Here is a 22,582-nt window from a genome sequence, read left to right as displayed (position 1 = left end):
AAGTATAAGGGGAGTAGAATTGTTTTGAAGATTAGAGAGAAAAAGGATGCTCAGGGCAAAAAGCAGAAAAATAAATATTCTCTGCGCACGAGGCTGCGAGGCTGGTTTCATCATGGCAGATTTATAGGATTTGACATACAATCAATAATCATGGCGGTGCTCACAGGACTGACGATAACCACAACTGTTGTTATGGGGTTTCTTATTTACAATAGATTCAAGCTTGCGATAAAGCAGACTGCAGTGTCAAATGCAGAAAGCATGATAGAGAGTACTGTGGATAAAGTGGATACAGACCTGGCAGGTATCAGACAGATATCTAATGGAGTGAATTATAACATTATCCAGGAATATGACATCTCCAGTCAGGAGTTCAGCAGACAGTTCAGCCTTTTATATGAGGTGAATGTTGACAAAGTGCAGAGTATGGCGTTGTACGACAATTCCGGGAAGCTTATTGCTGCGGAGCCGGTTGCAGTGCAGAAGGATAAGGTTAATGTGGAGGAACAGGAATGGTACAAGAATGCATCTGAAGATATAGAGAATATGCACTTTTCTACACCTCATATACAAGATCTGTTTCAAGATGGCGCCAACAGGTATTATTGGGTCATATCCCTCAGCCGTTCTGTTGATATCAATGATGGAGATAAGCCGGTAAACGGCGTGCTTCTGATAGATATGAAGTATTCCGTGATCGAGGAGGCTCTTTCAAGGATCAATGATTCTTCAAGTGAGACTTATTATTATCTGTGCAACCGTGACGGAGATATCATATACCATCCGCGAAGAGCAGAGATAGACAGAGGCTTTTTCACAGAGGAAAGTACAGAGGCAGCGGTATACGATGACGGTACATATGAGATCAAGATGACGGGTGGCACAGAAAATGTTGTTGTCAGCAGTATAGCCTACACTGGATGGAAGATCATAGGAGTTGTCCCGGAAAGTGTTCAGACTGCCAGCATCAATCAGTACAGATATTACATCATAACTACGGTTGTGATATTGCTTATGATGCTCTTGTGGGTGAACAGGATCATAACAAAGAAAATCTCAAAGCCTATACTTAAGCTGAATGAATCAGTAAAGTCATATGAGACAGGTGGAACCACGGATATATATATTGGAGGATCTTCCGAGATAAGACATCTGGGATATTCGGTCAAGAAATCCTATGAGCAGATAGAGATTCTGATGCAGGAGATAATCAGACAGCAGAATGAGCGGAGAAAGAGTGAGATGGATGCGCTCCAGAGTCAGATCAATCCGCATTTCCTGTATAATACACTGGAGTCCATAACATGGATGGTGGAGGCGAACAGAAATACAGATGCAGTATTTATGATATCTGAGCTTGCAAAGCTGCTGAGGATAAGTCTGTCAAAAGGCAGAACTGTCATAAGGATAGCGGACGAGATCCAGCACAGCACGAGTTACATGAACATACAGAAGGTAAGATATAAAGAAAGATTTGCTACAGAATTTATCATAGACGAAGAGATAAATGACTATTGTACAGTTAAACTTATCGTGCAGCCAATCCTGGAAAATGCAATATACTACGGTGTGGGCAACATGGATGAGGACGATGGAGGCAAGATAACTGTCCGCGGTGAGAAGAAGGGCAATGACATCTACATTTCAGTTGAGGATAATGGCATGGGTATGTCGGAGGATGTTGTCCGGAACATCCTTGTGGACAACAATAAGGTGCCAAAGCATGGCTCCGGAGTGGGTGTTATCAATGTTCACTCCAGGATAAAGCTGATGTTTGGCAGCGAATATGGATTAAAGGTGTACAGTGAGCCGGACGAGGGAACAAAGGTTGTCATTCACATTCCAGCCATTCCTTACACGGAGGAGAACAGAGAGAGACTTGAGAGGCAGGATTTTGGAAGGGGGATGGCGACAGATGAAGAAGAGTAAGATAACATTCCTGATCGCGGAGCTGTTTTTGGTTGTAATAGCCGGATTCTTTATACACCAGATATTCCGGGAAAATGTACCTCAGAAAAGAGTAGCGGTCATACTTTCAAATTCCGGTGATAAGAGGTGGGATGGACTTATAAATGGACTTAAACAATCAGCAAATGTCAATGATGTCCATCTTATCATATGCAACACCGATGATATCGAGTCAGCCCAGGATGAGAAGGAACTCATAGATGAACAGCTTGAAAATGATGTAGATGCATTCATAATTTGTCCTGCACCGGGCGAGGATACATCGGATATGCTGGGACAGCTTGGCGATGTACCATTTGTACTTATAACCCAGGATGCATACAGTGAAGATGGCGCCTCGGGATTTGTCACGATAAAACCTGATAACTACAAGATAGGATATACCCTTGGAGAACAGATCAGGGCAAATGATGCGGACGGACTCCGTGGCAAAAGCATAGGCATTATAACCGGATATTCCCAGACAGAGGGAAGTGTGAGCGGAAAAGCAGGACTTATGGATGCGATAGAAGGAACCGGATGCGAGGTGAGCTGGGTGTACAGCCGATGTGGCAATCAGAACATATGTGACATTGTGGATATTCTGGGAAAGGTGGACTACATGGTTGTGATGGACACATATGCGATCGATGAGATAGGAGAGAATGCGGATAATGGTATGTACAATGGCGCCCAGATATATGGAATGGGGACCAGCGTAAAATCTGTGGCGCTGCTTGATGCGGGCAAGATAAAGTGCCTTGTTATTCCGGATGGATACGGTGTTGGCTATGCCAGTGTGACAGAGGTAGTAAAAGGTCTGAACAGCAGGTTGTATACGATGAAGAGTCGGGAGGAGGGCATAAAGATAATATACAGTGACGATTTGTTCTCCGATGATGTAGAGAGGTTTTTATATTCATATGAGTAGACAGAAACGAAGAAAAATATATGTGCTTTTGCTGGCAGCTGCGATGATAGTCTCGCTTATGGGCTGCGGCAGCAGCAATAAAAAATCAAACAAAACCATGAGAGTCGGGGTGGTCACTTATACAGCAGATGATCCATTCATAAATGCCATGATTGAAAAGGTGAAATTTCAGCTTAACACTATGGAGACCACAAACATGAATGTGATAGTATCGGTGAGAAGTGGTGATAATGATCAGCGTGAGCAGGATGAGATAGTTGATGAGATGATAGATGCAGGCTGCGATGTGCTGTGTGTAAATCTTGTGGACAGAACCGCACCGGCAAATATTATCAAGTCAGCAAGGCAGAGTGATATACCAGTGATCTTTTTCAACAGAGAGCCGGTGCGTGATGACTTGATGCAGTGGGAAAAGCTCTACTATGTTGGCTGTGACGCAAAAGAATCCGGTGATATGCAGGGTGAGATTGCGGCAAATTATATAAAGAAGCACAGCGAAGTGGATCGCAACGGTGATGGCAAGATACAGTATGTTCTTCTGGAGGGGGAGGCCGGACATCAGGATGCCATAAGCAGAACCGACTGTTCGGTGAAGACCATCATGGATAAGGGAGTGGATCTTGAGAAGCTCAGTTATCAGTTTGCAGACTGGAACAGAGGTCAGGCGGAGAACAGAATGACTCAGCTTATAAGTCAGTATGGCAGTCAGATAGAGCTTGTCATATCCAACAATGATGAGATGGCACTGGGCGCAGTTGAGGCGTACGATAACTCAAGTATAAGCCGGGACAAATGGCCTGTGATCTTTGGAATAGACGGACTTGATGATGCTCTCCAGGCGATAAAGCAGGGAAACATGCAGGGAACAGTTTATAATGACAAGGAGGCCCAGGCGGGAGAGATAGCGCGGTTGGCAGTTGATCTCTTCAAGGGAAACAGCATTGATGATCATAATCTTGAAGAGGGCAAATATTACGTGTCGCCTTACTGGAAGGTCGATGTTGACAGCGTGGATGATTTCCTGCACAGATAAGGGTAACCGACTGATACGTGAATAAAAAATTGTGAATTAAATATTCGGGAAGGATACATATGGAAAATAGCTGGATAGAAGAATTTTACAAAGAGACGGATGCAGATAAGAGACTTGAACTGCTGGAGAATAACAGCACGGATATGGATGGTGACAGCGCCGGTTCGTCTACTGTCTTCCGTCAGAGATTGTGGACGGCGAGATATGGCAAGAGAAAGCCGAAGAATGATGCATTTGTGGGCTGCCTTATGGAGCTCAAATACATATCGGAGGGCGGTTCTGTTGACATCGGAGGTCAGAAAAAGAAACAGGCTGTGGAGATCATAAGCAAGCTCTGCCTGTTCGACGCAGACAGGAGAAGTGCCGAGGAACAGGAGATACTGCTTTATGAGCTCAAGAATGCGTTTCTCAAGTTCATCGAGGTGAGCAGAGGCGGCAGAGGTTTCACATCCATAGCATTTGGCATGGGGCAGCTCTCGGATGAGGGGGTGGCGAAGAAGATCGCAGATCAGATAAGCTCCATCGCATTTGACGCACCGCATATGCTGCACATGGACAAGGAATTTGCCATACTTCAGAGTGCCGCACTGGCGGCGTTCAGGCAGGAGTATCCTAACAGGGAGCATTTCTTAAGAAAATGATAGCGTAGACGGAATGGCTATGTGTGAACAGATCAAAAGACCATCATGTATTTAGTGTTAAAATGCATGATGGTCTTATCTATTGTACCTGTTTTGGCGTTATCTCATGAATGTATGGATTCGAAGATAGAATATGTATCATCAGAATCCCTGGTGTTCAGAAATATCACTTCGTCCCTCGTCTTTATCATGATGATGGGATAACTGTCTGCGTATACATACAGCTCACATTTGCCGTAGGTGCTGCTCTTGAAATGGCCGATCAGGTATTCATCGGTGGCACCTCCGTTTGTGCGAACAAAATCATCGTCTGGCAGTTCATTCAGAAGCTGAACCTCCTCTATGTCATCAAAATATATCTCCGATGAGTATATGGCAGCAGACACTGTGAGTTTGTTGGAGTCAAGATGAGTGTCGATATGCACGTTTATGAATGGCACAAGCGCACCTATCGTCCAGACAATGCAGGCGGTGATAATGATACATGTAAGTCCTGTAAAAATCTTTGCGCTCCTGGTGGCATAGTTAAATGTATAATTTCCACTCTGCAATCTGTTCTGAACCAGCACATGCGGGTCGGAAGGATTGTAGTAATATCCGGTTTTCCAGTATTCGTCGTCATCCACGTAGAGAGGCTGGGTGTCGGCGGCCAAGAGTTCACGTTTTCTGCTTTGTGCCATGAGGAGAGGTGCAAACAATCCGATGGCAGCAAGAGTCTGGACAAATATATAGACATAGAGTGCGGAGCTGCACAGCGAGACATTTACAAGCGCACCCTTGAAATTCAGGATATCAGAAAGCGAAATTTGCTGGGACTTACTGGCTGATGATATGCAATGAATCAGGGTGTCAATAGTGATATATACCCATGCGACAGCATTTGTTGCCGAAAGAATCAGCATTGCTAGTCCCTTGTATATCTTCATGGTTCTGTTGACGGTCTGGTTGAGCTGGGTATCCGAGCTGTACACAGTTCGCTCGTGCCGGTTTACATATATGTGGAATATCATGGATGTAAGTGACATCAGGACGGAGCAGAGTCCCATTATTATCATTGTGGTTGATATGACCGCACTTTTCCCTATCACAAATGGCACTAGGCAAATGAGCTCCACAAGGATTATTATTCCATGATAATTGAAACTGATCTCACTTTTGCCGATCTGGGTTGACACATTTGTATCAATGTAGCGTTTTCTTTTCTGAGCAGGGATTATCCAGTCATTTTTCATCTTTAGGGCATACATTTTCCTGTGCGCGGAGTTGTTTGCATATGTTATAAGGAAACAGAATGCGATCATCCAGATAGTGTATGCCAGTACGAATATAATGATCTCCCAGAACACGACAAAGCACAGGGATGTTCCAAGGATGAGATTTATCCAGATAATCCGGTTCATCTTACGTCTGGCAGCAGCAACAATATTCAGGACGGTTTCGTCTTCACTGTGTTCCTTTGGAATGTGGACACCCAGGAGCATTCCCTCGGTATACGAATAATTACTTGTATATACGAACTTCATTATGAGCAGTATGAAGAAGTTCATAAACAGGAAGATGATAAATAATGCTATGCTCATAAGCGGCTCCTTTCTGTTATTTTAGTGGATATTTGGATTGGAGAAGACTTCATTTTGGAATATACTTCATCGCACAACTTGAGGAAATCATTCCGGTTCATTCCGGTTATGCTTGCCTCGGCGGACAGAAGTTCCAACTCAGATTCCAGCTTGTCACGGAACTCGGCGTCCATATTGATATTTTCTGATACAAATGCTCCAAGCCTTCTGTCAGTTCTGATATATCCCTCGTTTTTGAGTATCTGGTATGTCTTATTCACAGTCATTGTGTTCACACCGGCATCCGCCGCAAGCTGTCTTACAGTGGGAAGCTTTTCGCCTGGATGTATCTCGCCTTTGCCGATTCCCTTTACTATCTGATTGCGCAGCTGTACATATATGGGTGTGTCACTGCTCATGTCAAGCTCTATGATCATGTGGTGTCCCTCCTTTTTTGTATTATCTGTATTATAATATATAATACAGACTCCGCAATAAGTCAACTATGAGAAACCGCCGTATAAATAAAAATCATCCGTGAGTAAGTTGATTACCCACAGATGATCCTTATATCTTGTTAAATTTTATTTTTGTGTAGCTGATTTTTGCAGTTCCAATAAACGTTCATTTGAAATGGTATGAAAATACGAGTTCAATACTTTTGAATAGTTTATAGTTATTTAATTGTATTTCTAAAATCAGCGTGTTATATTTCGTTTATCATGTTATGTGTAATTCAGAAATTGATCTTTGCAGTACTTCACTGCGATTATCACAAAATAATTCAAATTAATATGGAGACGGTAGAGGTGTGTTGCCGCTCAGGTTTTGCTATAGTATAATTATAAAAAATATGGCTATAAATTCATGCAACTATCCTCTATTGGTTTCTTTACTTTTCATAGAAACAAGAGGAGGAAGGTTTGTATGGGAGAAAAGGATATAACAGAAAAGATACTGGCAGATTATAATGATGTATTTGCAGATATAGTAAATGTATTGTTGTTCGGTGGAAAAACAATTGTTGACGACGAGGTGTTAAAGCTCATGAGCGTATTGACGCAGGACGAAAGATTTGAACAGGCGCAGGCTAACGGAAATAAAGGAGGTTTAAAAAATATGTGTGAAGTACTTGATAGGGCGGAAGCCAGAGGAGAAGAAAGAGGAATATCTATAGGCGAGGCGCGAGGAGAATTAAAGGGTGCAGTGAGGGCATATTTGGATGTGAAGGTTCCTATAGAAGAGATAGCGAAGAAACTGAACATATCAGTGGAGAAAGTCCAGAAGATAGCCGACACATTATAGGAGATGAACATATATGCAGTTACACACACTTATATCTTCGGAAAATGGTCCGATCATCCTCTGGGTCATGTACCCACACAGGGGAGATGAACTGGAGCACACAGCGGATTCTATCAGAGAACTGGTGGGAGAAGAACATTTTACACTTGTTGCGATACAGATAGATGACTGGAACAGGGATCTCTCACCGTGGAGATCGGATGAGGTCGATGGATCATTTGCCGGAGAGGCGGGACGGACACTGGATTATATAGAACAGCAGGTCGTACCGCAGTTGGATATTCAAAGCCAGGCGAACAGACCTCTTTATATCATGGGATATTCGCTTGCCGGGCTTTTTGCACTTTGGGCAATGTATCAGACGGATATATTTGCCGGATGTGCCACGTGTTCGGGCTCAATGTGGTATCCGGGATTTGTGGAATATGTAAACAGCCAGCCAACACTTGCGAATAAACGTATATACATCAGCCTAGGCGGCAAAGAATCGCGGACATCCGACAGGCTGATGTCAACTGTGGCGGATCGGACAAAGGAGATTTGCGAACTTCTCAAAAAAGACAATGATGTTATATATGAGGTAAATCCAGGTGGACATTTTGCCGATTCCGGGAAGAGGCTGGCGAAGGCTGTGAAGTGGATAGAGAAGGCAAAAGGATAACAAAAAGTACAGGAGAGCACATATATACAATCGTTCACTGGCAGAACGATACGAGGCATAACATATACCGGATAGATATATATTTTTATCGGAATAGATGATAATATATGGGGCAGACATATGGAGTAGATAGATTAATGGCAGACACGATCCGGTAAGTATATGCAGCGAAAAATCAGATCGTGGTAAGCCGGAAAGAAGGGCAGCATGGGTAAACAGACAAAGAAAAAGAAAAGCATAGGAGCGGCAAAGGAGATATTTGCAAAGCCCCCAGGAAGGCTCGGCAAATGGAATGTGATAGCATTTGTCGTGCTGGTCATAGGAGAGCTTATATACTATTATGCGGCAACACCGGCGATCAACATACAGAGTACAAGTTTCTGGGTGTGGATGGTCATTTCAGTTGCGCTTGTTGGCTTTTGTACGCTTGATTTCACGGTGGAGAGTAATGATACCAGAAGTGTCGCAACGAAAGCAACGAAACCGGCAGCATGGATAGTAGTAATAATGATAGTGGTCGGACTCATTATGGTGGCGGCGTCATCCAAGCTGTTTTGTGCATCAAAGTATGCAAGTCTCATCAATATAGAGGATGGGGACTTCCAGACGGATATCCCGGAGAGCAGGCAGATAAATGACATTGCACTGATGGATACAAGCACAGCGAGGATCATAGGTGAGAGAGCCGTCGGTTCACTCTCGGATGTGGTCAGCCAGTATGAGGTCAGCGGCAATTACAGCACTATAGATTACAATGGCGCGCCGATGAAGGTCGCAGCACTCAACTATGCGGGATTCATCAAATATATGAACAACAGGAAGAACGGAATCCCGGGTTATGTTCTTGTGGATCCTGTAAAGAATGAGGCACACTATATACAGACTGAAAAGCCTATAGTGTATTCACCTTCAGCGTATTTCAACAAGAACCTGTACAGACATGTCCAGATGGCTTATCCGACATATATATTTGAAGGTTTCTATCTGGAGCTCAATGACGATGGCAATCCATATTACATCTGTCCGGTTCTTGAGTCGCATGCAGGACTCTTCGGTGCAAAGGATGTAAAGGGCGTGGTTATATGCGATCCGTGTACGGGCGATACAGAGTACCATGAAGTCAGTGATGTTCCACACTGGGTGGACCGTGTATATGATGGCGACCTGGTGTGCCAGAAATACGACTGGTACGGCGAGCTCTCAGGCGGCTACTGGAACAGCGTATTTGGCAATAAGGGCTGCAAGAGGACTACGGATGATTATGGTTACAAGGTTATGGACGGCGATGTGTGGGTATATACAGGTGTCACATCGGTAAATGGTGACGAGTCCAACATAGGATTTGCTCTGATGAATCTCCGGACAGGAGAGAGCAAATATTATAAGGTGGCAGGTGCAGAGGAATACTCAGCCATGTCATCGGCAGAGGGACAGGTACAGCATCTTGGTTATAAGGCATCCTTCCCATCACTCATCAATATCAGCGGAATACCAACCTACATCATGGTCTTAAAGGACAACGGTGGCCTGGTAAAGATGTATGCGCTTGTCGATGTGGAGAAGTACAATATTGTAGCTACAGGCACTACCCAGAAGGACGCACTTGCGGCATACAACAAGCTGCTGGCAGAGAACGGACTTAAGAGTACGCAGAGCATGACGGACGATATACCAAACAGACAGATCACGGTAGCTGATATCAAATATATCAACATGGATGAGACGACATATGTGTATATCACGGATGAAAATGGCAATGTATACAAGCAGGATTTCTCAGAGAACGAGGAACTGATATTTATACAGAGCGGGGATAAAATAAAAGTATTTTATCAGGAATCAGCCAACGGAATAAATGACATAATATCTGTTGAGAGATAGATTTATTCACTAAATAAAGGCTCTCCCTGTGATAAACAGGGGGAGCTTTTTGCATGATAATGTGGTATTATAGAAATATCTTATTGAGAATAAATCTATATAACTGATTAATTATGATTGACAAGGAGGTTATTATCATGGATAAAAAGGCGATTTACAGTTTATCATACGGGATTTTCATGTTGTCCACAAAGCTGGGCGACAAGGCAAATGGCTGCATCATCAACACCTGTATACAGGTGGCGAACAATCCAACGCGGGTTGCGATATCGGTTCTCAACACGAATTACACATGTGATCTGCTCAAGGAGAGTGGTGTGTTTGCCCTCAGTGTACTTGACGAGCAGTGTACATTTGACTCGATAAAGCACTTCGGTTTCCAGTCGGGAAGAGATGTGGACAAGTTCGAGAGCATAAAGATGCCGGAGGATATCAATGGAATTCCATACATGGGTTGGTATGCATGTGCAGTAATCAGCGGCAAGGTTGTTGAGAGTCACGATCTCGGAACACACACGTTGTTCATCGCGGAGGTGGTTGATGCAAAGATGCTGTCAGACAAGGCTCCTCTCACATATGCTGATTATCAGGCACATGTAAAGCCAAAGGCAGACAAGCCTCCTAAGACAGATAAGAAGATAGTGGGATGGCGCTGCAAGATATGTAACTATGTATATGAAGGAAGTGAGCTCCCGGCAGATTATGTATGTCCTCTGTGTGGACACGGAGCAGACGACTTTGAACCTATATATGAGTAATGTAAGATATGCCGTTATCGGCAAGAAATGAACGGTTTCAAATCTTGAAAAAGTTGATTTCTTGCCGGTAACGGCATATACTATCTATATACAAAACACTGTGCAGATGATAAAAGCCCATTGCGTAAAAGGAGGGATTTTCATGGGTTATATTTCAGTTGCAGAGACTGCAAAAAAATGGAATGTGTCAGAACGAACCGTTAGAAATTACTGCGCTCATGATAAGATTCCTGGGGCTTTTCTGACGGGAAAGACGTGGAATATACCGGATTCTGCGCAGAAACCAATGCGTCAATCTGCGGGAGAAGAGAACCGGGATCTGCTGACTGTGCTGAGAGAAGAGAAAAAAAATGGAATTAAAGGTGGCATTTATCATAAGATACAGGTGGATTTCACTTACAATTCCAATCATATAGAGGGCAACATGCTCAGTCATGATCAGACACGGTATATATATGAGACAAATACTATAGGCGTGAGTGATCAGGCGATAAATGTTGACGATATAGTCGAGACGACCAACCATTTCAGGTGTATAGATCTGGTGATCGATGATGCAAAGAACTTATTAAGTGAGAAAATGATAAAGGAGCTGCATTTGATTCTAAAGAATGGAACTCAGGACTCACGAAAAGAATGGCTTGCGGTGGGAGATTACAAGAAAGTTCCGAATGAGGTGGGCGGTCATGATACGGCTTTGCCGGAAGAAGTTCCAGAGAAAATGAAAAATCTCCTTGCAAGATACCGCAAGCTCAATGAAAAGACACTAGATGATATTCTGGATTTTCACCATGAATTTGAAAGTATTCATCCGTTTCAAGATGGCAATGGCAGGGTTGGCAGGCTGATATTGTTCAAGGAGTGTCTGAAATATGATATAATTCCATTTATCATAGATGAAGATCTCAAATGGTATTATTATAGAGGACTTTCAGAATGGAATAGAGAAAGAGGGTATCTGCGGGATACCTGCCTTACTGCGCAGGATAAGTTTAAAAAGTACCTGGACTATTTCAGGATACAGCACAGAGATTAAAATAATGGAGGAAATTATGGACAGAGAAAGAATGATGAAGAACGTAGCAGAGATATTCAGCCGAGGTGCGGTGGACAAGAATCTTCCGGCATGGGTAAATATGCGTCACGCCTGGAAAGCAAGTGATGCGGCGAGAGACAGAGGGCTTGAATATCCGGCAAATGTTGTACAGATAAAGAATCTGGATTACAAAAAGGAGCTTGATGAGGTCCGTTTCAATGAGCTGATTGAAACATGGGACAAAGGTGTAGAGAGGAACATTATATTCTTTGCCGATTCCGGGGATGCCGCAGACGTGGATTCTGCAAGCTATACATCCAACAGCTACATGGATCTCTGCGTTCCAATATCGTATATGACAGATGAAAACAGAAAATATCCGGTGATAGTGAGCGTGCATGGCGGAGGCTGGTTCTATGGTGACAAGGAACTGTACAGCCACTATAGCTGCCTTCTTGCGGAGCACGGGTATGTGGTGGTGAACTTCAACTATAGATTGTCACCGCAGAACAAATATCCTGCTGCTATAGAGGATGTGGCGTATCTCATTCGGTATATCCATGAGAATGCGCAGACACTTGGAATAGACATGGACAATCTCTACATGGTCGGTGATTCGGCGGGGGCACAGCTCACGGCAAATTATTGCATCATAGCATCAAACAGCGATTACAGGGCAAAGCTTGATTTCTTCACATATGACCTACTGCCTAAGAAGGTATGCCTTAACTGTGGTGCATACAAGATGGCAGAAAGAAATGACAATATATCCGCATGGTATCTGAGAAATGATGTGGATGATGACCAGAATAGTGACGGAAAAACAAGTTCACACGACAAAGCTGAAAAATGTGAAAGTAAGAAAATAAGCCAGGCATATGCTGTGGCTGAGGAACAATACAAGCTGTTTATGGATCAGCTTGATTATGTAAATGCTGAGTTTCCGGAGGCGTATCTCATGTACAGTGTAAATGATGATCTGGCATCACATACAAAAGCGTTGGATGAGGTGCTGAACAAAGTTGGAGTTGCACATATCACAAAAGCGTATGGACAGAACAATCCTGATAGCGGCCATGTATTCCATATGAATATGTACAATCCAGAGGGAATACTCTGTAACGAGGATGAGTGTGCATTTATGAAATAAAAAAACTGTTTGACAACACGACATCAGAATGCTATCCTAAAAATCAGATAAAGGCAAAGACAGGAAGGAGTACTTAAGTCACTGTCACTTCAGAGAGTAGGCGTTTGGTGCGAGCCTATAGGACACCTTAAGGAAGCAGTCCCCGAGCTGTGACCGCGAAAGTTTTCCGGGTAGTGGTCAACGGAAGGTTCCACGTTATAGGAACAACGATAGTGATGGCTGTCGGCTGAGAGCAGGAATAAGTTCCTGAATTTAGGTGGTAACACGGACAAGAAAGTTCGCCCTAAGCATATTATAAGTATGCTTAGGGCTTTTATTTTGCGTTTTCAGGGTGACAAGCGGCTGCGATGCGCGAGCTTGCTCGCGGGCATCGGCAGACAATTGTCACCCGCGCGCGACATGAAACACGAAGCCCGGTAGGGCGGAGTGTGAATGTCGTGCAGAGATTACGGGAGCATCGAAGATGCGGAGTAATCTCGAAGAAAACGCAAAGGAAAGCCGGAAAGCAAGCGGCTGCGATGCGCGAGCTTGCACGCAGGCATCGAAGATGCGGAGTAATCTCGAAGAAAACGCAAGTTAAACCAACAATCAGCAAACACAGACAACAAGGGATCAAGAGATATAAAGGAGTGTGTATCATGAGAAAATTCGAAAAATCATCAAAGCTTGACAATGTGTGTTACGACATAAGAGGTCCTGTTATGGACGAGGCAAACAGAATGGTGGCTGAAGGGGTAAATGTCCTTAAACTGAACATAGGAAATCCTGCACCGCACGGACTTATGGCACCTGATGAAGTTGTAAGGGATATGGCATATAACCTCAGAGATACCGAGGGATATTCGGATTCAAAGGGACTTTTTTCTGCAAGAAAGGCGATCATGCAGTATTGCCAGCTGAAGAATATTCCAAATGTAGGAATCGATGACATATATACAGGAAATGGAGTCAGCGAACTTATCACCATGTCCATGCAGGGATTGCTGGATTCTGGTGATGAGATACTTGTTCCAATGCCAGACTATCCATTGTGGACGGCGTCTGTCAACCTGGCAGGAGGAACAGCGGTTCATTATCTCTGCGATGAGCAGTCCAACTGGTATCCGGATATAGAAGATATCAAGAAGAAGATAACCTCAAGAACAAAAGGAATCGTAGTCATCAACCCTAACAACCCTACAGGAGCTCTCTATCCAAAGGAGGTTCTTGAGCAGATAGTTCAGGTTGCAAGGGAGAATGAGCTTATCCTTTTTGCTGATGAGATATATGACAGACTTGTCATGGATGATAAAGAGCATGTGGCTCTGGCTTCACTGGCACCTGACCTTTTCACGATAAGTTTTAACGGACTGAGCAAGTCACACCGAGTTGCAGGTTACAGAGTGGGCTGGATGTGTCTGTGTGGAAACAAGAGCAATGTGAAGGGATACATAGAGGGACTTAACCTCCTGTCATCCATGAGACTTTGCTCGAATGTTCCTGCCCAAAGTATAGTTCAGACCTGTCTTGGAGGCTACCAGAGTGCAGATGAGCTGCTTCTGCCTGGAGGAAGGATCTATGATCAGAGAGAGTATATTTATAAAGCACTCTGCGATATACCGGGAATAAGTGTGGTTAAGCCGGAGGCAGCGTTCTACATATTCCCGAAACTTGACAAGGAGAAGTTCAACATCACAAATGATGAACAGTTCGCTCTTGATCTTTTGAGGGATAAGCACATCCTCGTCACATGTGGAACGGGATTTAACTGGAAGGATCCGGATCACTTCAGAATAGTATATCTTCCGAATATGGAGATACTCAAGGCAGCAACAGCAAAGCTGGCTGATTTCCTGAGCTATTACCACCAGTAAAAGAAATTATATAACAAGGCTGTATCTGAGAAGCTGCCAGTGGCATGTATTTTAGAAATATGAATACATATGTGCTATTGCAATACAGATACAGTCTTGTTTTTATATTATTTGGTTGAGTGGAATGATGCAAGTTACAGCATATAAGCAGTTTTGCGGGTCTATTATGCAGAAACCATTATATTTTTCTACAGAATTTTTTACATTTTTCAGACCATATCCATGGATAAAGTCAAAATCATTGTCTGAAGAATGTTTTTTCGAAGCATTATAAGAATTTTCAACATAAATGGTGAATGTATTTCTTATAGTTTGTAGCTTGACTGTAATTACCGCATTTTCAACATCATTACATGCGGTTATGGCATTGTCGAAAAGATTACCTAAAACTATAGTCAGGTCATAATCTGTAAGAGGTATCTGAGTAGTACTCAGTTTTATACTTGTATCAAGAGTTATATGGTATTTGTCAGCCACTTCTTTCAGGTTACTCACAAATGAATCTATTACCAGGTTGCCTGTGTTTATAGAACAGTATCTGGATTTGAGATCGTTTAAAGTATCATTAGTATAAGGAATGACTGCGTCATAATTTTTATTTTTTATACAATTTTGTATATATATAAAGTGTTTATTTGTATCATGCATAAAACTGCGGAGACTTTTATAAGCCTCTCCAAGTTGAACGTATTTGTTTTGTTGGAATTCAATCTGTCTTGATAATTGTTCTGTTTGCGCTTGTAATTCTTCCTTTTTAGATATTTCATTGATCAGGAAGAAATTAACAATATTTATAGTAAGCAGTAAATTTATAAGATTGCTATAAGCTCGAGGATTTGTCTTGTTAAAGGCAAATATATCAGGGGTTATTAAAATTATGAGAGATATGACAGGAATTACCACAATAGCTGAAATATCAATAATTGACAGTGATATATGAATCTTTCTAAATATAATTGTAACAAGCAGAACAAATATGAGACAATAAAAATCAGAAAGAGAAAAAACAGAATTGAAAACGGCAACAGGGATTGTGTCGTTTTCAATATTTGTTGCAAGAAAGCGATTTATAGTTGAATATGACATATTTTCGCATAGCATAGTAATTGTCACAAAGGAAATAGATGTAAATAATCTTGATGTGATTGTGGCAGTAAATAAAAGTGAAAGAATGGTAGTTAATAAAAAGGAAAGAGAAACTCTCATAACAGTTGCTTTCATGGATACATCTCCGGAAAGTGGGAGAACAATAATATTTTGTAGCATTTCAACTCCCCAGATTATAAAAATACCAAAAATAAAGTTATAATTAAATCGTCTTTTGTCGTTGAATATAACATAAAAAAATATATACATATCTGCACTGTATAAAAGCGTTGGCATAATATCAAAAATAATGTCCATTGTATTTACCCTTTCATATCTGAGATGATTTGCTTTGCAAAAAAAGTTCTGAATTTTTTTAGGTTTCTTCTAGAAATATTGATTACGTCTCCATTATCAAGACCTAACAACTTATCGTTAAAGTGGGTTATATGCTTTGTATTTACCAGAGTGCTTTGATTGGTTAAAATAAATCCATGTTCAGCAAGAGAGGTTGCCAATGATGATAACGCTCCACGACCAATTATTTGAGAATCGCGTAGTGTATAAATAAGATGGAGTTTTTGGCTCTTGCTTGTACGAATGTAGATTACATCATTCACATTTACAAGAAGTTTTTCATTATATGTATCTACTACTATGCGTATATTGTTCTTGCTTTGCATATATGTTAAAAGGTCAGACATAATATTTTGAAAAATATTGTAGAAAACAGGTTTTATAAGATATTGAAAAGGATGAACCTGAAAGCTATCATGCATATAGCTTGGATATGAAGTCACAAATACAATGTATACATCATCTGAATATTTTTTCCTTATATGTTTGGAAATCTCTAAACCATCCATATTTGGCATATCAATGTCAAGAAATACAATGTTGTATTTGTTTGTTTCAAATGAAGACAAAAATTTAGAACTGTCTGTAAAAGTGTGAATTTCACAGTCGATATCAAATTGTATTTGATATGAAATCAAGTATTTTTTTATTGAATAAATTGATGATACTTCATCGTCACAAATTGCTATATTAATATTTTTAAGAGACATTTTTTATATTCCTTATATATCCTGCAAGTAAACTTAATGTACATATTAATACACACAATGTAATAGTTTGTGTATGCTGATTGGATTTATTGTACCATAATATAAGTTGGATTCCACATATTAATATTACGGTAATCCTGGCTTTCTTTTGTAGACTGATTTTGTCTGAGATGTTAAATCTTTTATTTTCTGTATCAACAGGTGAAACTATCATAATTATGGCAATGCAGACAAAAAATATGATTGCTTGAATAGTTTCTGAATGTTCAAATGATAATTGTGGAAATAATACCACAATTATCATGATTCCATATGACAAGATGGTGCACCGCAAAGGTGTTGATGCGTGATAGCCACCTGCAAAATAGCGCAATGGCATAGTTATTATTATGAATAGAACAGATGTAATTAATCTATGAAAAATAATCCCTGTGGCAAGTGTTATAAGGTCAAAAATAATTTCTTCAAATACACATGAGAAAAGGTAGGAATATATATTTCTTTCTTTATCTGTAATTATTTTTTCTTTGATAAGGTAATTAGAAATCTTCAAACATATATAATTAATCATAAAATACTCTCCCTAATATTGATATCAAATGAGTAAAGTTAATGATAGCACGAGTGACGTATGTAGCAATAGGAATGGAGTAAACGGTCAAAATTAAGGAGTATGTGGTAATAAATTACCGTTCACTCCTTAATTTTGACCAATTAGTCCATTTTGAAAAAATAGTCGAAAAATGCATTTATAATAACCTTATAAACATAGTTGTCGATTGTATAGCAGTAGAAAGGAGGATATGTATTGTGAGAAAATTACTTGTCAAGGCAGGAAGATTATTATGTGCATGCTCAGTGGTAATATCCCCACTTGTTGTGGAAGGATGCAAGACTAGATATTATCAGCCGAAGGAGCCGGATGGCTTAGAAGAGTTTGCTAAAAAAAGTAGACAATAATTTGAATTTAGGAGGATATGCATATGAGGATGTTTAAGAGAATGATTGTATGCGTGATGACAGCGGTAATGACGATATCATGTATGCCTGGGGTGAGTGCACTTGCGGGGGAGAGCGAGACCACAATGGCAGAAGAGCTAGCTGTAGAAAATAATAGTGTTGCAAGAGCGGTTGCATCATATTATTATGACTATGATTGCACTAGTTATACTAAAGTAGGACATGTAACAACGGCAGGTACAACTATGACACTGATATATAATGCTTCAACGAAAGGAAAAGTGAAAATAACAGTAAAGGATTCCAGTGGAAATATTAAAAAGAATGTACTAAAAATATAGCTCCGTCAAAATCTGACGGAGCTAATTGTGTATAGCGGGGGGACATATGAAAACAAACTTATTTCTGATAACAAAATACTGGAGATATCATAAAAAGCAGTTTGCGAGCATGCTTACCTCGATAGTGATATTAACGGCTTTCCTGTTGATTGCACTTTTGATGGAGAGAACAGAATGTAGACGGCAGTATGATGACAAGCTGCGGGGAAGTAGTAAGACATTTTACCTGTATAGCAATCTTGGCAGTGATGCATATGAGGAGATGTCACAAGACAAAAGGGTCAGCATGATCGGGCGTACGGCTATATGTGGAAAGCTGGGAAATGACAAAACACAGTATACATATGGTACATATATTGACGATACGGCAGAGGAGCTTGAGTATGTAAAGCTTTCGTCGGGAAGATTCCCTGAAAAAACCGGGGAGGCAGCAGTGTACGATTATGTGTTGGAGGATATGTTTTTTACTGTTGATCCTGACTCGTATGTTGGAAAGGAAGTAACATTTGACAGTTATGATTTGGATGATACATATCTGTTGAGAACAGGTAGACATGTGGGACAGATTACGTTTACTATCACAGGTGTATTGTGTACAGACAGCAGAAGAGATCTTAAGGAGAACAGAGTAGACTGGGGATCTGACCTTTCGGAAGTACAGATGCCAACTATATATCTGTGGCGGGATGACTGTGATTTGGATGAGAATACATTCGTATATACTGCTGTCTCACTGTATGGTGATGACGAGATAACAGAGCAGTCGGAGAGCGCTATGGAAGAGTTTGCGCAGGATTATTATGACAAAACTGGAATATGGCCAAGATCCGGCCGCAGCAGATCGGCTGCAGAAGATATCTGCAACATTACCCTTGGAAACGAGAAGCTTAACAGCGAAAGTTATCTGTCGGACTCTGTCCAGGGAATACTATATTTCAGTGTTATTGCTGTGATCTTGTCGGCTATATCCCTGTTTGGCGTGATGATAACTGTTATGAGCGAGAGGCAGAAATCCCTGGATATCGTGAGAGATATAGGAGCCAGCCGGATGAAAGTGGCTTGGATACATATATTGGAATGGGGAATCCTGCTGGTTTCAGGAGTGATATGCGGTGGAGTCGTTGGAATCACTGTATATGAGGTCATACTCGAGATTCAAAGTCGTTTTCTGAGGCTGCCTAAATTGCGCGGTTATACAGTGGAGTGGTGTGTACAGCAGATTACAGAAAATCCATTTGTAATCTCTGTTGTGTGTGCAACAGGTACATTTACTCTTGGATATTTACTTTTTTATATATACCTTCATATAAAATCAAGAAGACTTATAAGAAGAGATCGTGTGAGATCATTCGGGAGAATCAAATCGGTGGTTTCCGGTATTCCATTTGCAAATATAATGCAGATGTTGTCTGTTGCCCTGATCCTGTTTGCGGCGGTGATGTGCTACGCATTCTGCTCTATGGACGGCAAGGGAAAAGGATATTTTCACAATGATGATCTGGACAGAGACACATATTATACATATGGACAATTGGATATGGAAACCAGTGATGTAGATATATGCCTTTATGATCAGGGGTCGGGGATTACTGGTGGAGTATTGCTTACAGATACAGGACTTACTGAGGATGGGCGCAAGAGCATTGCGGATATGAACGAAGTAAAGTCAATAGAGAGTTTCTCCACAAACGATGGCTTTGATATATTTTATGATAGAAATGACGAGGATATTCCGGATGGATTGTGGCAGGCGGAGGTCCAGTTTCCGGAAGATACAGAAGAATTCTATCATGCAGACGATAGATTTTATTTCAACGTTCCAGCGATATGGCTGGATGATAACGGAATGAGAAAGCTGGATAAATATGTAAAAGAGGGGTCAATAGGTACCCATGAAAATGGTGTGGCGTGTGTTGAATATGAATATGACGGAATGACCGCGGAGTCGCCATATAAGATAGGCGATGTAATGCATACAATGACAGTGAACGGAAAAGGCGAATACAAGGAGACTGTTGAAATCGTGGATGCGATAATCGTGATTCCGGAGACCACAAAGGAGAGCGATCCGATATTGTATGCAGGTCTTGGCAGAGCTTCACAGTATGGATATGCAATAGTGGCCTCACAGGACACAGCAGTCAGTATTGGGATGTTTAAGACATGTTATGACGTTACATATATATCTCTAAGCAACAGGGGAGATATTGATAGAGTTGTATCCAGGTTTGCTGACATATTGGACTCTTCAATGGAACTCAGGATACGAACGATAGATGAGTGTGATAAGGAGTATCGTGAGGCATATATATCACAGTATGCGAGCACAATATGTCTGTTCTTTATTCTTCTTATCATGGCGGCATGGGGATATTGGGAACTTGTCACCATGCGTTACCAGAATGGCAGGCGGAACGTGGCGATCATGCGGGCTCTTGGAATGGAGAAGCACTCATGGAACATGACGTTTATATGGTATAACATAAGAAATGCCCTGGTATCATGTGCTGTCGGAGCCGGTATGGTGTATGGCATGAGATGGCTTTTGCGCTACAAGTACGAACAGGCGCTAAACATGTTCAACTGGCCGGAGACAGATTTATGGAACGTCGATGCAGATGTTATAAAAGAGGTAACGAGACTCCAGCATGTATTTCTATTTGACAGCGAGATATTTGTTGTCCCTGTGGGAAGAGCGTTGGTACTGATAGGAACATTCCTTGTTGTGATTTCGACGATTATTACGGTGCTGGTCATTCATAAGAAGAAATCGGAAGAGATAATTGATGATCTGGCTGAAAAAGAGTAAGGGGGACGATGCATATGATTCAGATAAAGGATTTAAATAAGACGTATGGTGAAGGAACAAATGCTGTTCATGCACTTCGCAACTGTAATGTGGAATTTGAGTATGGAAAATTTACGGCGATTATAGGAACATCAGGCAGTGGAAAGTCAACATTGCTGCATCTGATGGGCGGACTGGATACAAAGGCAGAAGGAGAGATATTCTATGATGATGAAGATATACTCAGATATTCAGATGCACAGCTTGCAAAATTCCGCAGAAAAAATATAGGTTTCGTATTCCAGTTCTTCAATCTGGTGCCAGAGCTGACAGCAAAGGAAAATATATTCCTGCCAATGATGATAGATAAGGTTAAGGTAGATGAGGAGTACTTTGATAAGCTTACTGAAAAACTTGGAATTTCAGAGAGACTGACACATTATCCGTCACAGTTGTCCGGTGGACAGCAGCAGAGGGTTGCGATAGCCAGAGCGCTCATACACAAACCAAAAGTGTTGCTCTGCGATGAACCTACCGGAAATCTGGACTCTCAATCAGGAAAAGAAGTCCTGAGACTGCTTAGAGAACTGCAGAGTGAAGATGGACAGACTATAATTATGGTTACTCACGATGGAAATATAGCAGATCAGGCCGATCGTATCGTAAGGATAGAAGATGGACAGATAAAATGTGTATAATATTCACACAATTATATACATAAAAGACAAGTTGATGGTAAAACGCAACAACAATGACAATAAAATTAATAAATTGTCAAAAAATATGTTGACGATTTGCCTTGCATCATGTATAATAAAGGTACATTAAAGAACGGCCATTTGAAAAAGATACAGATGGCACACCATAGATTGTCACCCGTGACACGTAACATGTACGAAGTTATCTCAGAGATTTATAGAATCGTGAAAAAGACTTTACACATGGTGCGCAGGAAACAGAGATCCGTGGTACAAGTTCACGAAAGGAGGAGGTTCCGTTGGAGACAATTGAAGAACATTTTTATCATGATGGTAACTCAGAACTGGGAAGTTGTTTCCACACGAGATGCCTTTAAGATAAATCTTGAATCAGTCCACATGCAGATGCTGTATATAGCATGATTGAAGTGCCAGGACGCAGGTATTTGATACCAGATTTGATCCATCGTGATTGTTCAAAACACAAGATATGAGTGGTGTTTCAAGGGCATCAGGTCATATCACATACCGCAAGACCAGTGCTTATAAGAGGTTGGTACATATACAAGTTCATGCAGTGCATGTTATGAGTAGATGCAATTCGTACCCTGATAGTTGATATTCCGGTAAGTTTAATCTCTAGGCACAACGAATTTTTTCATAGATATTTATAATATAGTGGAAGAATCAATGGCATGTGTGGAAACATTCAGATATTTTGATTAGATACTTCAATATTTAAAAAATGAATAAACTAATATAAAGCCAGTTGGTATTATGCCAGCTGGCTTTTTTATGTATTAATTACAACGTGTGTTAAACCACTGATTACCCGCTCTGCGAGCAGTAACAATCCGTGCGGTAACAAGAAACTAATATTAATTGCA

General features: G+C 41.3%; 20 protein-coding genes and 1 other annotated feature. Of the genes, 15 read left to right on the top strand and 5 right to left on the bottom strand.

The window, feature by feature from the left end:
• The first annotated feature begins 24 nt into the window (after positions 1-24).
• The 4 genes from DW159_RS07735 to DW159_RS07720 are packed head-to-tail and all read left to right on the top strand — an operon-like array spanning position 25 to position 4,552.
• Positions 25-1,929 carry a cache domain-containing sensor histidine kinase gene (locus DW159_RS07735; RefSeq protein ID WP_117549875.1) on the top strand — a complete coding sequence of 635 codons (1,905 nt, stop codon included), beginning with the start codon at positions 25-27 and terminating at the stop codon, positions 1,927-1,929.
• Complete coding sequence (locus DW159_RS07730; RefSeq protein WP_015534391.1) at positions 1,916-2,878, top strand: substrate-binding domain-containing protein; 963 nt, start codon at positions 1,916-1,918, stop codon at positions 2,876-2,878. Before DW159_RS07735 ends, DW159_RS07730 begins: the two co-directional genes overlap by 14 nt.
• Positions 2,871-3,911 (top strand): galactose ABC transporter substrate-binding protein, encoded by a 1,041-nt coding sequence (locus DW159_RS07725; RefSeq protein WP_117549873.1) that lies wholly within the window; start codon positions 2,871-2,873, stop codon positions 3,909-3,911. Before DW159_RS07730 ends, DW159_RS07725 begins: the two co-directional genes overlap by 8 nt.
• A gap of 59 nt (positions 3,912-3,970) precedes the next feature.
• Positions 3,971-4,552: a DUF6553 family protein gene (locus tag DW159_RS07720; protein WP_117549871.1), complete on the top strand. Its 582-nt coding sequence runs from the start codon at positions 3,971-3,973 to the stop codon at positions 4,550-4,552.
• A gap of 104 nt (positions 4,553-4,656) precedes the next feature.
• Here DW159_RS07720 and DW159_RS07715 read toward each other — a convergent pair whose 3' ends face one another.
• Together DW159_RS07715 and DW159_RS07710 are read right to left on the bottom strand one after the other, a co-directional pair.
• Complete coding sequence (locus tag DW159_RS07715) at positions 4,657-6,132, bottom strand: PH domain-containing protein (RefSeq protein ID WP_117549869.1); 1,476 nt, start codon at positions 6,130-6,132, stop codon at positions 4,657-4,659.
• Entirely contained in the window at positions 6,129-6,548 is a 420-nt protein-coding gene (locus tag DW159_RS07710; protein ID WP_117549867.1) for a GntR family transcriptional regulator, read from the bottom strand. The genes DW159_RS07715 and DW159_RS07710 overlap by 4 nt, the downstream gene beginning before the upstream one ends.
• Before the next feature lie 490 nt (positions 6,549-7,038).
• Between DW159_RS07710 and DW159_RS07705 the strand changes: the two genes are divergently transcribed.
• The 7 genes from DW159_RS07705 to DW159_RS07675 all read left to right on the top strand — a co-directional run bounded on the left by DW159_RS07705 (position 7,039) and on the right by DW159_RS07675 (position 14,755).
• Entirely contained in the window at positions 7,039-7,416 is a 378-nt protein-coding gene (locus DW159_RS07705; RefSeq protein ID WP_117549865.1) for a hypothetical protein, read from the top strand.
• Between the two features lie 13 nt (positions 7,417-7,429).
• Complete coding sequence (locus tag DW159_RS07700; RefSeq protein ID WP_117549863.1) at positions 7,430-8,077, top strand: alpha/beta hydrolase-fold protein; 648 nt, start codon at positions 7,430-7,432, stop codon at positions 8,075-8,077.
• 207 nt (positions 8,078-8,284) lie between these two features.
• Positions 8,285-9,958 (top strand): hypothetical protein, encoded by a 1,674-nt coding sequence (locus DW159_RS07695; protein ID WP_117549862.1) that lies wholly within the window; start codon positions 8,285-8,287, stop codon positions 9,956-9,958.
• A gap of 137 nt (positions 9,959-10,095) precedes the next feature.
• Positions 10,096-10,716 (top strand): flavin reductase, encoded by a 621-nt coding sequence (locus DW159_RS07690; RefSeq protein ID WP_117549860.1) that lies wholly within the window; start codon positions 10,096-10,098, stop codon positions 10,714-10,716.
• A gap of 142 nt (positions 10,717-10,858) precedes the next feature.
• Entirely contained in the window at positions 10,859-11,752 is an 894-nt protein-coding gene (locus DW159_RS07685; protein WP_117549858.1) for a Fic family protein, read from the top strand.
• Positions 11,753-11,768: 16 nt separating this feature from the next.
• On the top strand, positions 11,769-12,902 hold the full coding sequence (locus DW159_RS07680; RefSeq protein WP_117549856.1) for an alpha/beta hydrolase: 1,134 nt from the start codon (positions 11,769-11,771) through the stop codon (positions 12,900-12,902).
• Between the two features lie 47 nt (positions 12,903-12,949).
• Positions 12,950-13,191 (top strand) — a binding site (T-box leader).
• A 349-nt stretch (positions 13,192-13,540) separates the two neighbouring features.
• Positions 13,541-14,755, top strand: a complete 1,215-nt coding sequence (locus DW159_RS07675) for an aminotransferase class I/II-fold pyridoxal phosphate-dependent enzyme (RefSeq protein ID WP_055146066.1) — start codon at positions 13,541-13,543, stop codon at positions 14,753-14,755.
• A gap of 102 nt (positions 14,756-14,857) precedes the next feature.
• On the opposite strand, the gene DW159_RS07670 is transcribed toward DW159_RS07675, so the two are convergent.
• From DW159_RS07670 to DW159_RS07660, 3 genes are read right to left on the bottom strand one after another with little or no spacing between them, the layout of a single operon-like run.
• Positions 14,858-16,159: a sensor histidine kinase gene (locus DW159_RS07670; protein WP_117549854.1), complete on the bottom strand. Its 1,302-nt coding sequence runs from the start codon at positions 16,157-16,159 to the stop codon at positions 14,858-14,860.
• A 5-nt stretch (positions 16,160-16,164) separates the two neighbouring features.
• A complete protein-coding gene (locus DW159_RS07665; protein WP_117549852.1) occupies positions 16,165-16,908 on the bottom strand; it encodes a LytR/AlgR family response regulator transcription factor in 744 nt (247 codons plus the stop codon).
• Positions 16,898-17,479 (bottom strand): accessory gene regulator ArgB-like protein, encoded by a 582-nt coding sequence (locus DW159_RS07660; RefSeq protein WP_117549850.1) that lies wholly within the window; start codon positions 17,477-17,479, stop codon positions 16,898-16,900. Before DW159_RS07660 ends, DW159_RS07665 begins: the two co-directional genes overlap by 11 nt.
• Before the next feature lie 239 nt (positions 17,480-17,718).
• Between DW159_RS07660 and DW159_RS13620 the strand changes: the two genes are divergently transcribed.
• The 4 genes from DW159_RS13620 to DW159_RS07645 are packed head-to-tail and all read left to right on the top strand — an operon-like array spanning position 17,719 to position 21,695.
• A complete protein-coding gene (locus DW159_RS13620; RefSeq protein WP_158547594.1) occupies positions 17,719-17,868 on the top strand; it encodes a hypothetical protein in 150 nt (49 codons plus the stop codon).
• 23 nt (positions 17,869-17,891) lie between these two features.
• Entirely contained in the window at positions 17,892-18,209 is a 318-nt protein-coding gene (locus DW159_RS07655; RefSeq protein ID WP_117549848.1) for a hypothetical protein, read from the top strand.
• A gap of 46 nt (positions 18,210-18,255) precedes the next feature.
• The gene (locus tag DW159_RS07650; RefSeq protein ID WP_117549846.1) at positions 18,256-21,018 is read left to right on the top strand and encodes an FtsX-like permease family protein; all 2,763 of its coding nucleotides are present in this window, start codon (positions 18,256-18,258) and stop codon (positions 21,016-21,018) included.
• A gap of 8 nt (positions 21,019-21,026) precedes the next feature.
• Positions 21,027-21,695 (top strand): ABC transporter ATP-binding protein, encoded by a 669-nt coding sequence (locus DW159_RS07645; RefSeq protein ID WP_055271992.1) that lies wholly within the window; start codon positions 21,027-21,029, stop codon positions 21,693-21,695.
• Positions 21,696-22,582 lie beyond the last annotated feature (887 nt).

The sequence above is a fragment of the Coprococcus sp. AM14-16 genome (assembly GCF_003434675.1).
Taxonomy (GTDB): Bacteria; Bacillota; Clostridia; order Lachnospirales; family Lachnospiraceae; genus Coprococcus; species Coprococcus aceti.
This window is presented reverse-complemented; position numbering and strand designations above follow the sequence as displayed.

Excerpts from the sequence above, each read along its gene's own strand:
- DW159_RS07730 (WP_015534391.1), top strand. The coding sequence starts at position 1,916 with ATGAAGAAGAGTAAGATAACATTCCTGATCGCGGAGCTGTTTTTGGTT.
- DW159_RS07725 (WP_117549873.1), top strand. The coding sequence starts at position 2,871 with ATGAGTAGACAGAAACGAAGAAAAATATATGTGCTTTTGCTGGCAGCT.
- DW159_RS07720 (WP_117549871.1), top strand. The coding sequence starts at position 3,971 with ATGGAAAATAGCTGGATAGAAGAATTTTACAAAGAGACGGATGCAGAT.
- DW159_RS07715 (WP_117549869.1), bottom strand. The coding sequence starts at position 6,132 with ATGAGCATAGCATTATTTATCATCTTCCTGTTTATGAACTTCTTCATA.
- DW159_RS07710 (WP_117549867.1), bottom strand. The coding sequence starts at position 6,548 with ATGATCATAGAGCTTGACATGAGCAGTGACACACCCATATATGTACAG.
- DW159_RS07705 (WP_117549865.1), top strand. The coding sequence starts at position 7,039 with ATGGGAGAAAAGGATATAACAGAAAAGATACTGGCAGATTATAATGAT.
- DW159_RS07700 (WP_117549863.1), top strand. The coding sequence starts at position 7,430 with ATGCAGTTACACACACTTATATCTTCGGAAAATGGTCCGATCATCCTC.
- DW159_RS07695 (WP_117549862.1), top strand. The coding sequence starts at position 8,285 with ATGGGTAAACAGACAAAGAAAAAGAAAAGCATAGGAGCGGCAAAGGAG.
- DW159_RS07690 (WP_117549860.1), top strand. The coding sequence starts at position 10,096 with ATGGATAAAAAGGCGATTTACAGTTTATCATACGGGATTTTCATGTTG.
- DW159_RS07685 (WP_117549858.1), top strand. The coding sequence starts at position 10,859 with ATGGGTTATATTTCAGTTGCAGAGACTGCAAAAAAATGGAATGTGTCA.
- DW159_RS07680 (WP_117549856.1), top strand. The coding sequence starts at position 11,769 with ATGGACAGAGAAAGAATGATGAAGAACGTAGCAGAGATATTCAGCCGA.
- DW159_RS07675 (WP_055146066.1), top strand. The coding sequence starts at position 13,541 with ATGAGAAAATTCGAAAAATCATCAAAGCTTGACAATGTGTGTTACGAC.
- DW159_RS07670 (WP_117549854.1), bottom strand. The coding sequence starts at position 16,159 with ATGGACATTATTTTTGATATTATGCCAACGCTTTTATACAGTGCAGAT.
- DW159_RS07665 (WP_117549852.1), bottom strand. The coding sequence starts at position 16,908 with ATGTCTCTTAAAAATATTAATATAGCAATTTGTGACGATGAAGTATCA.
- DW159_RS07660 (WP_117549850.1), bottom strand. The coding sequence starts at position 17,479 with ATGATTAATTATATATGTTTGAAGATTTCTAATTACCTTATCAAAGAA.
- DW159_RS07655 (WP_117549848.1), top strand. The coding sequence starts at position 17,892 with ATGAGGATGTTTAAGAGAATGATTGTATGCGTGATGACAGCGGTAATG.
- DW159_RS07650 (WP_117549846.1), top strand. The coding sequence starts at position 18,256 with ATGAAAACAAACTTATTTCTGATAACAAAATACTGGAGATATCATAAA.
- DW159_RS07645 (WP_055271992.1), top strand. The coding sequence starts at position 21,027 with ATGCATATGATTCAGATAAAGGATTTAAATAAGACGTATGGTGAAGGA.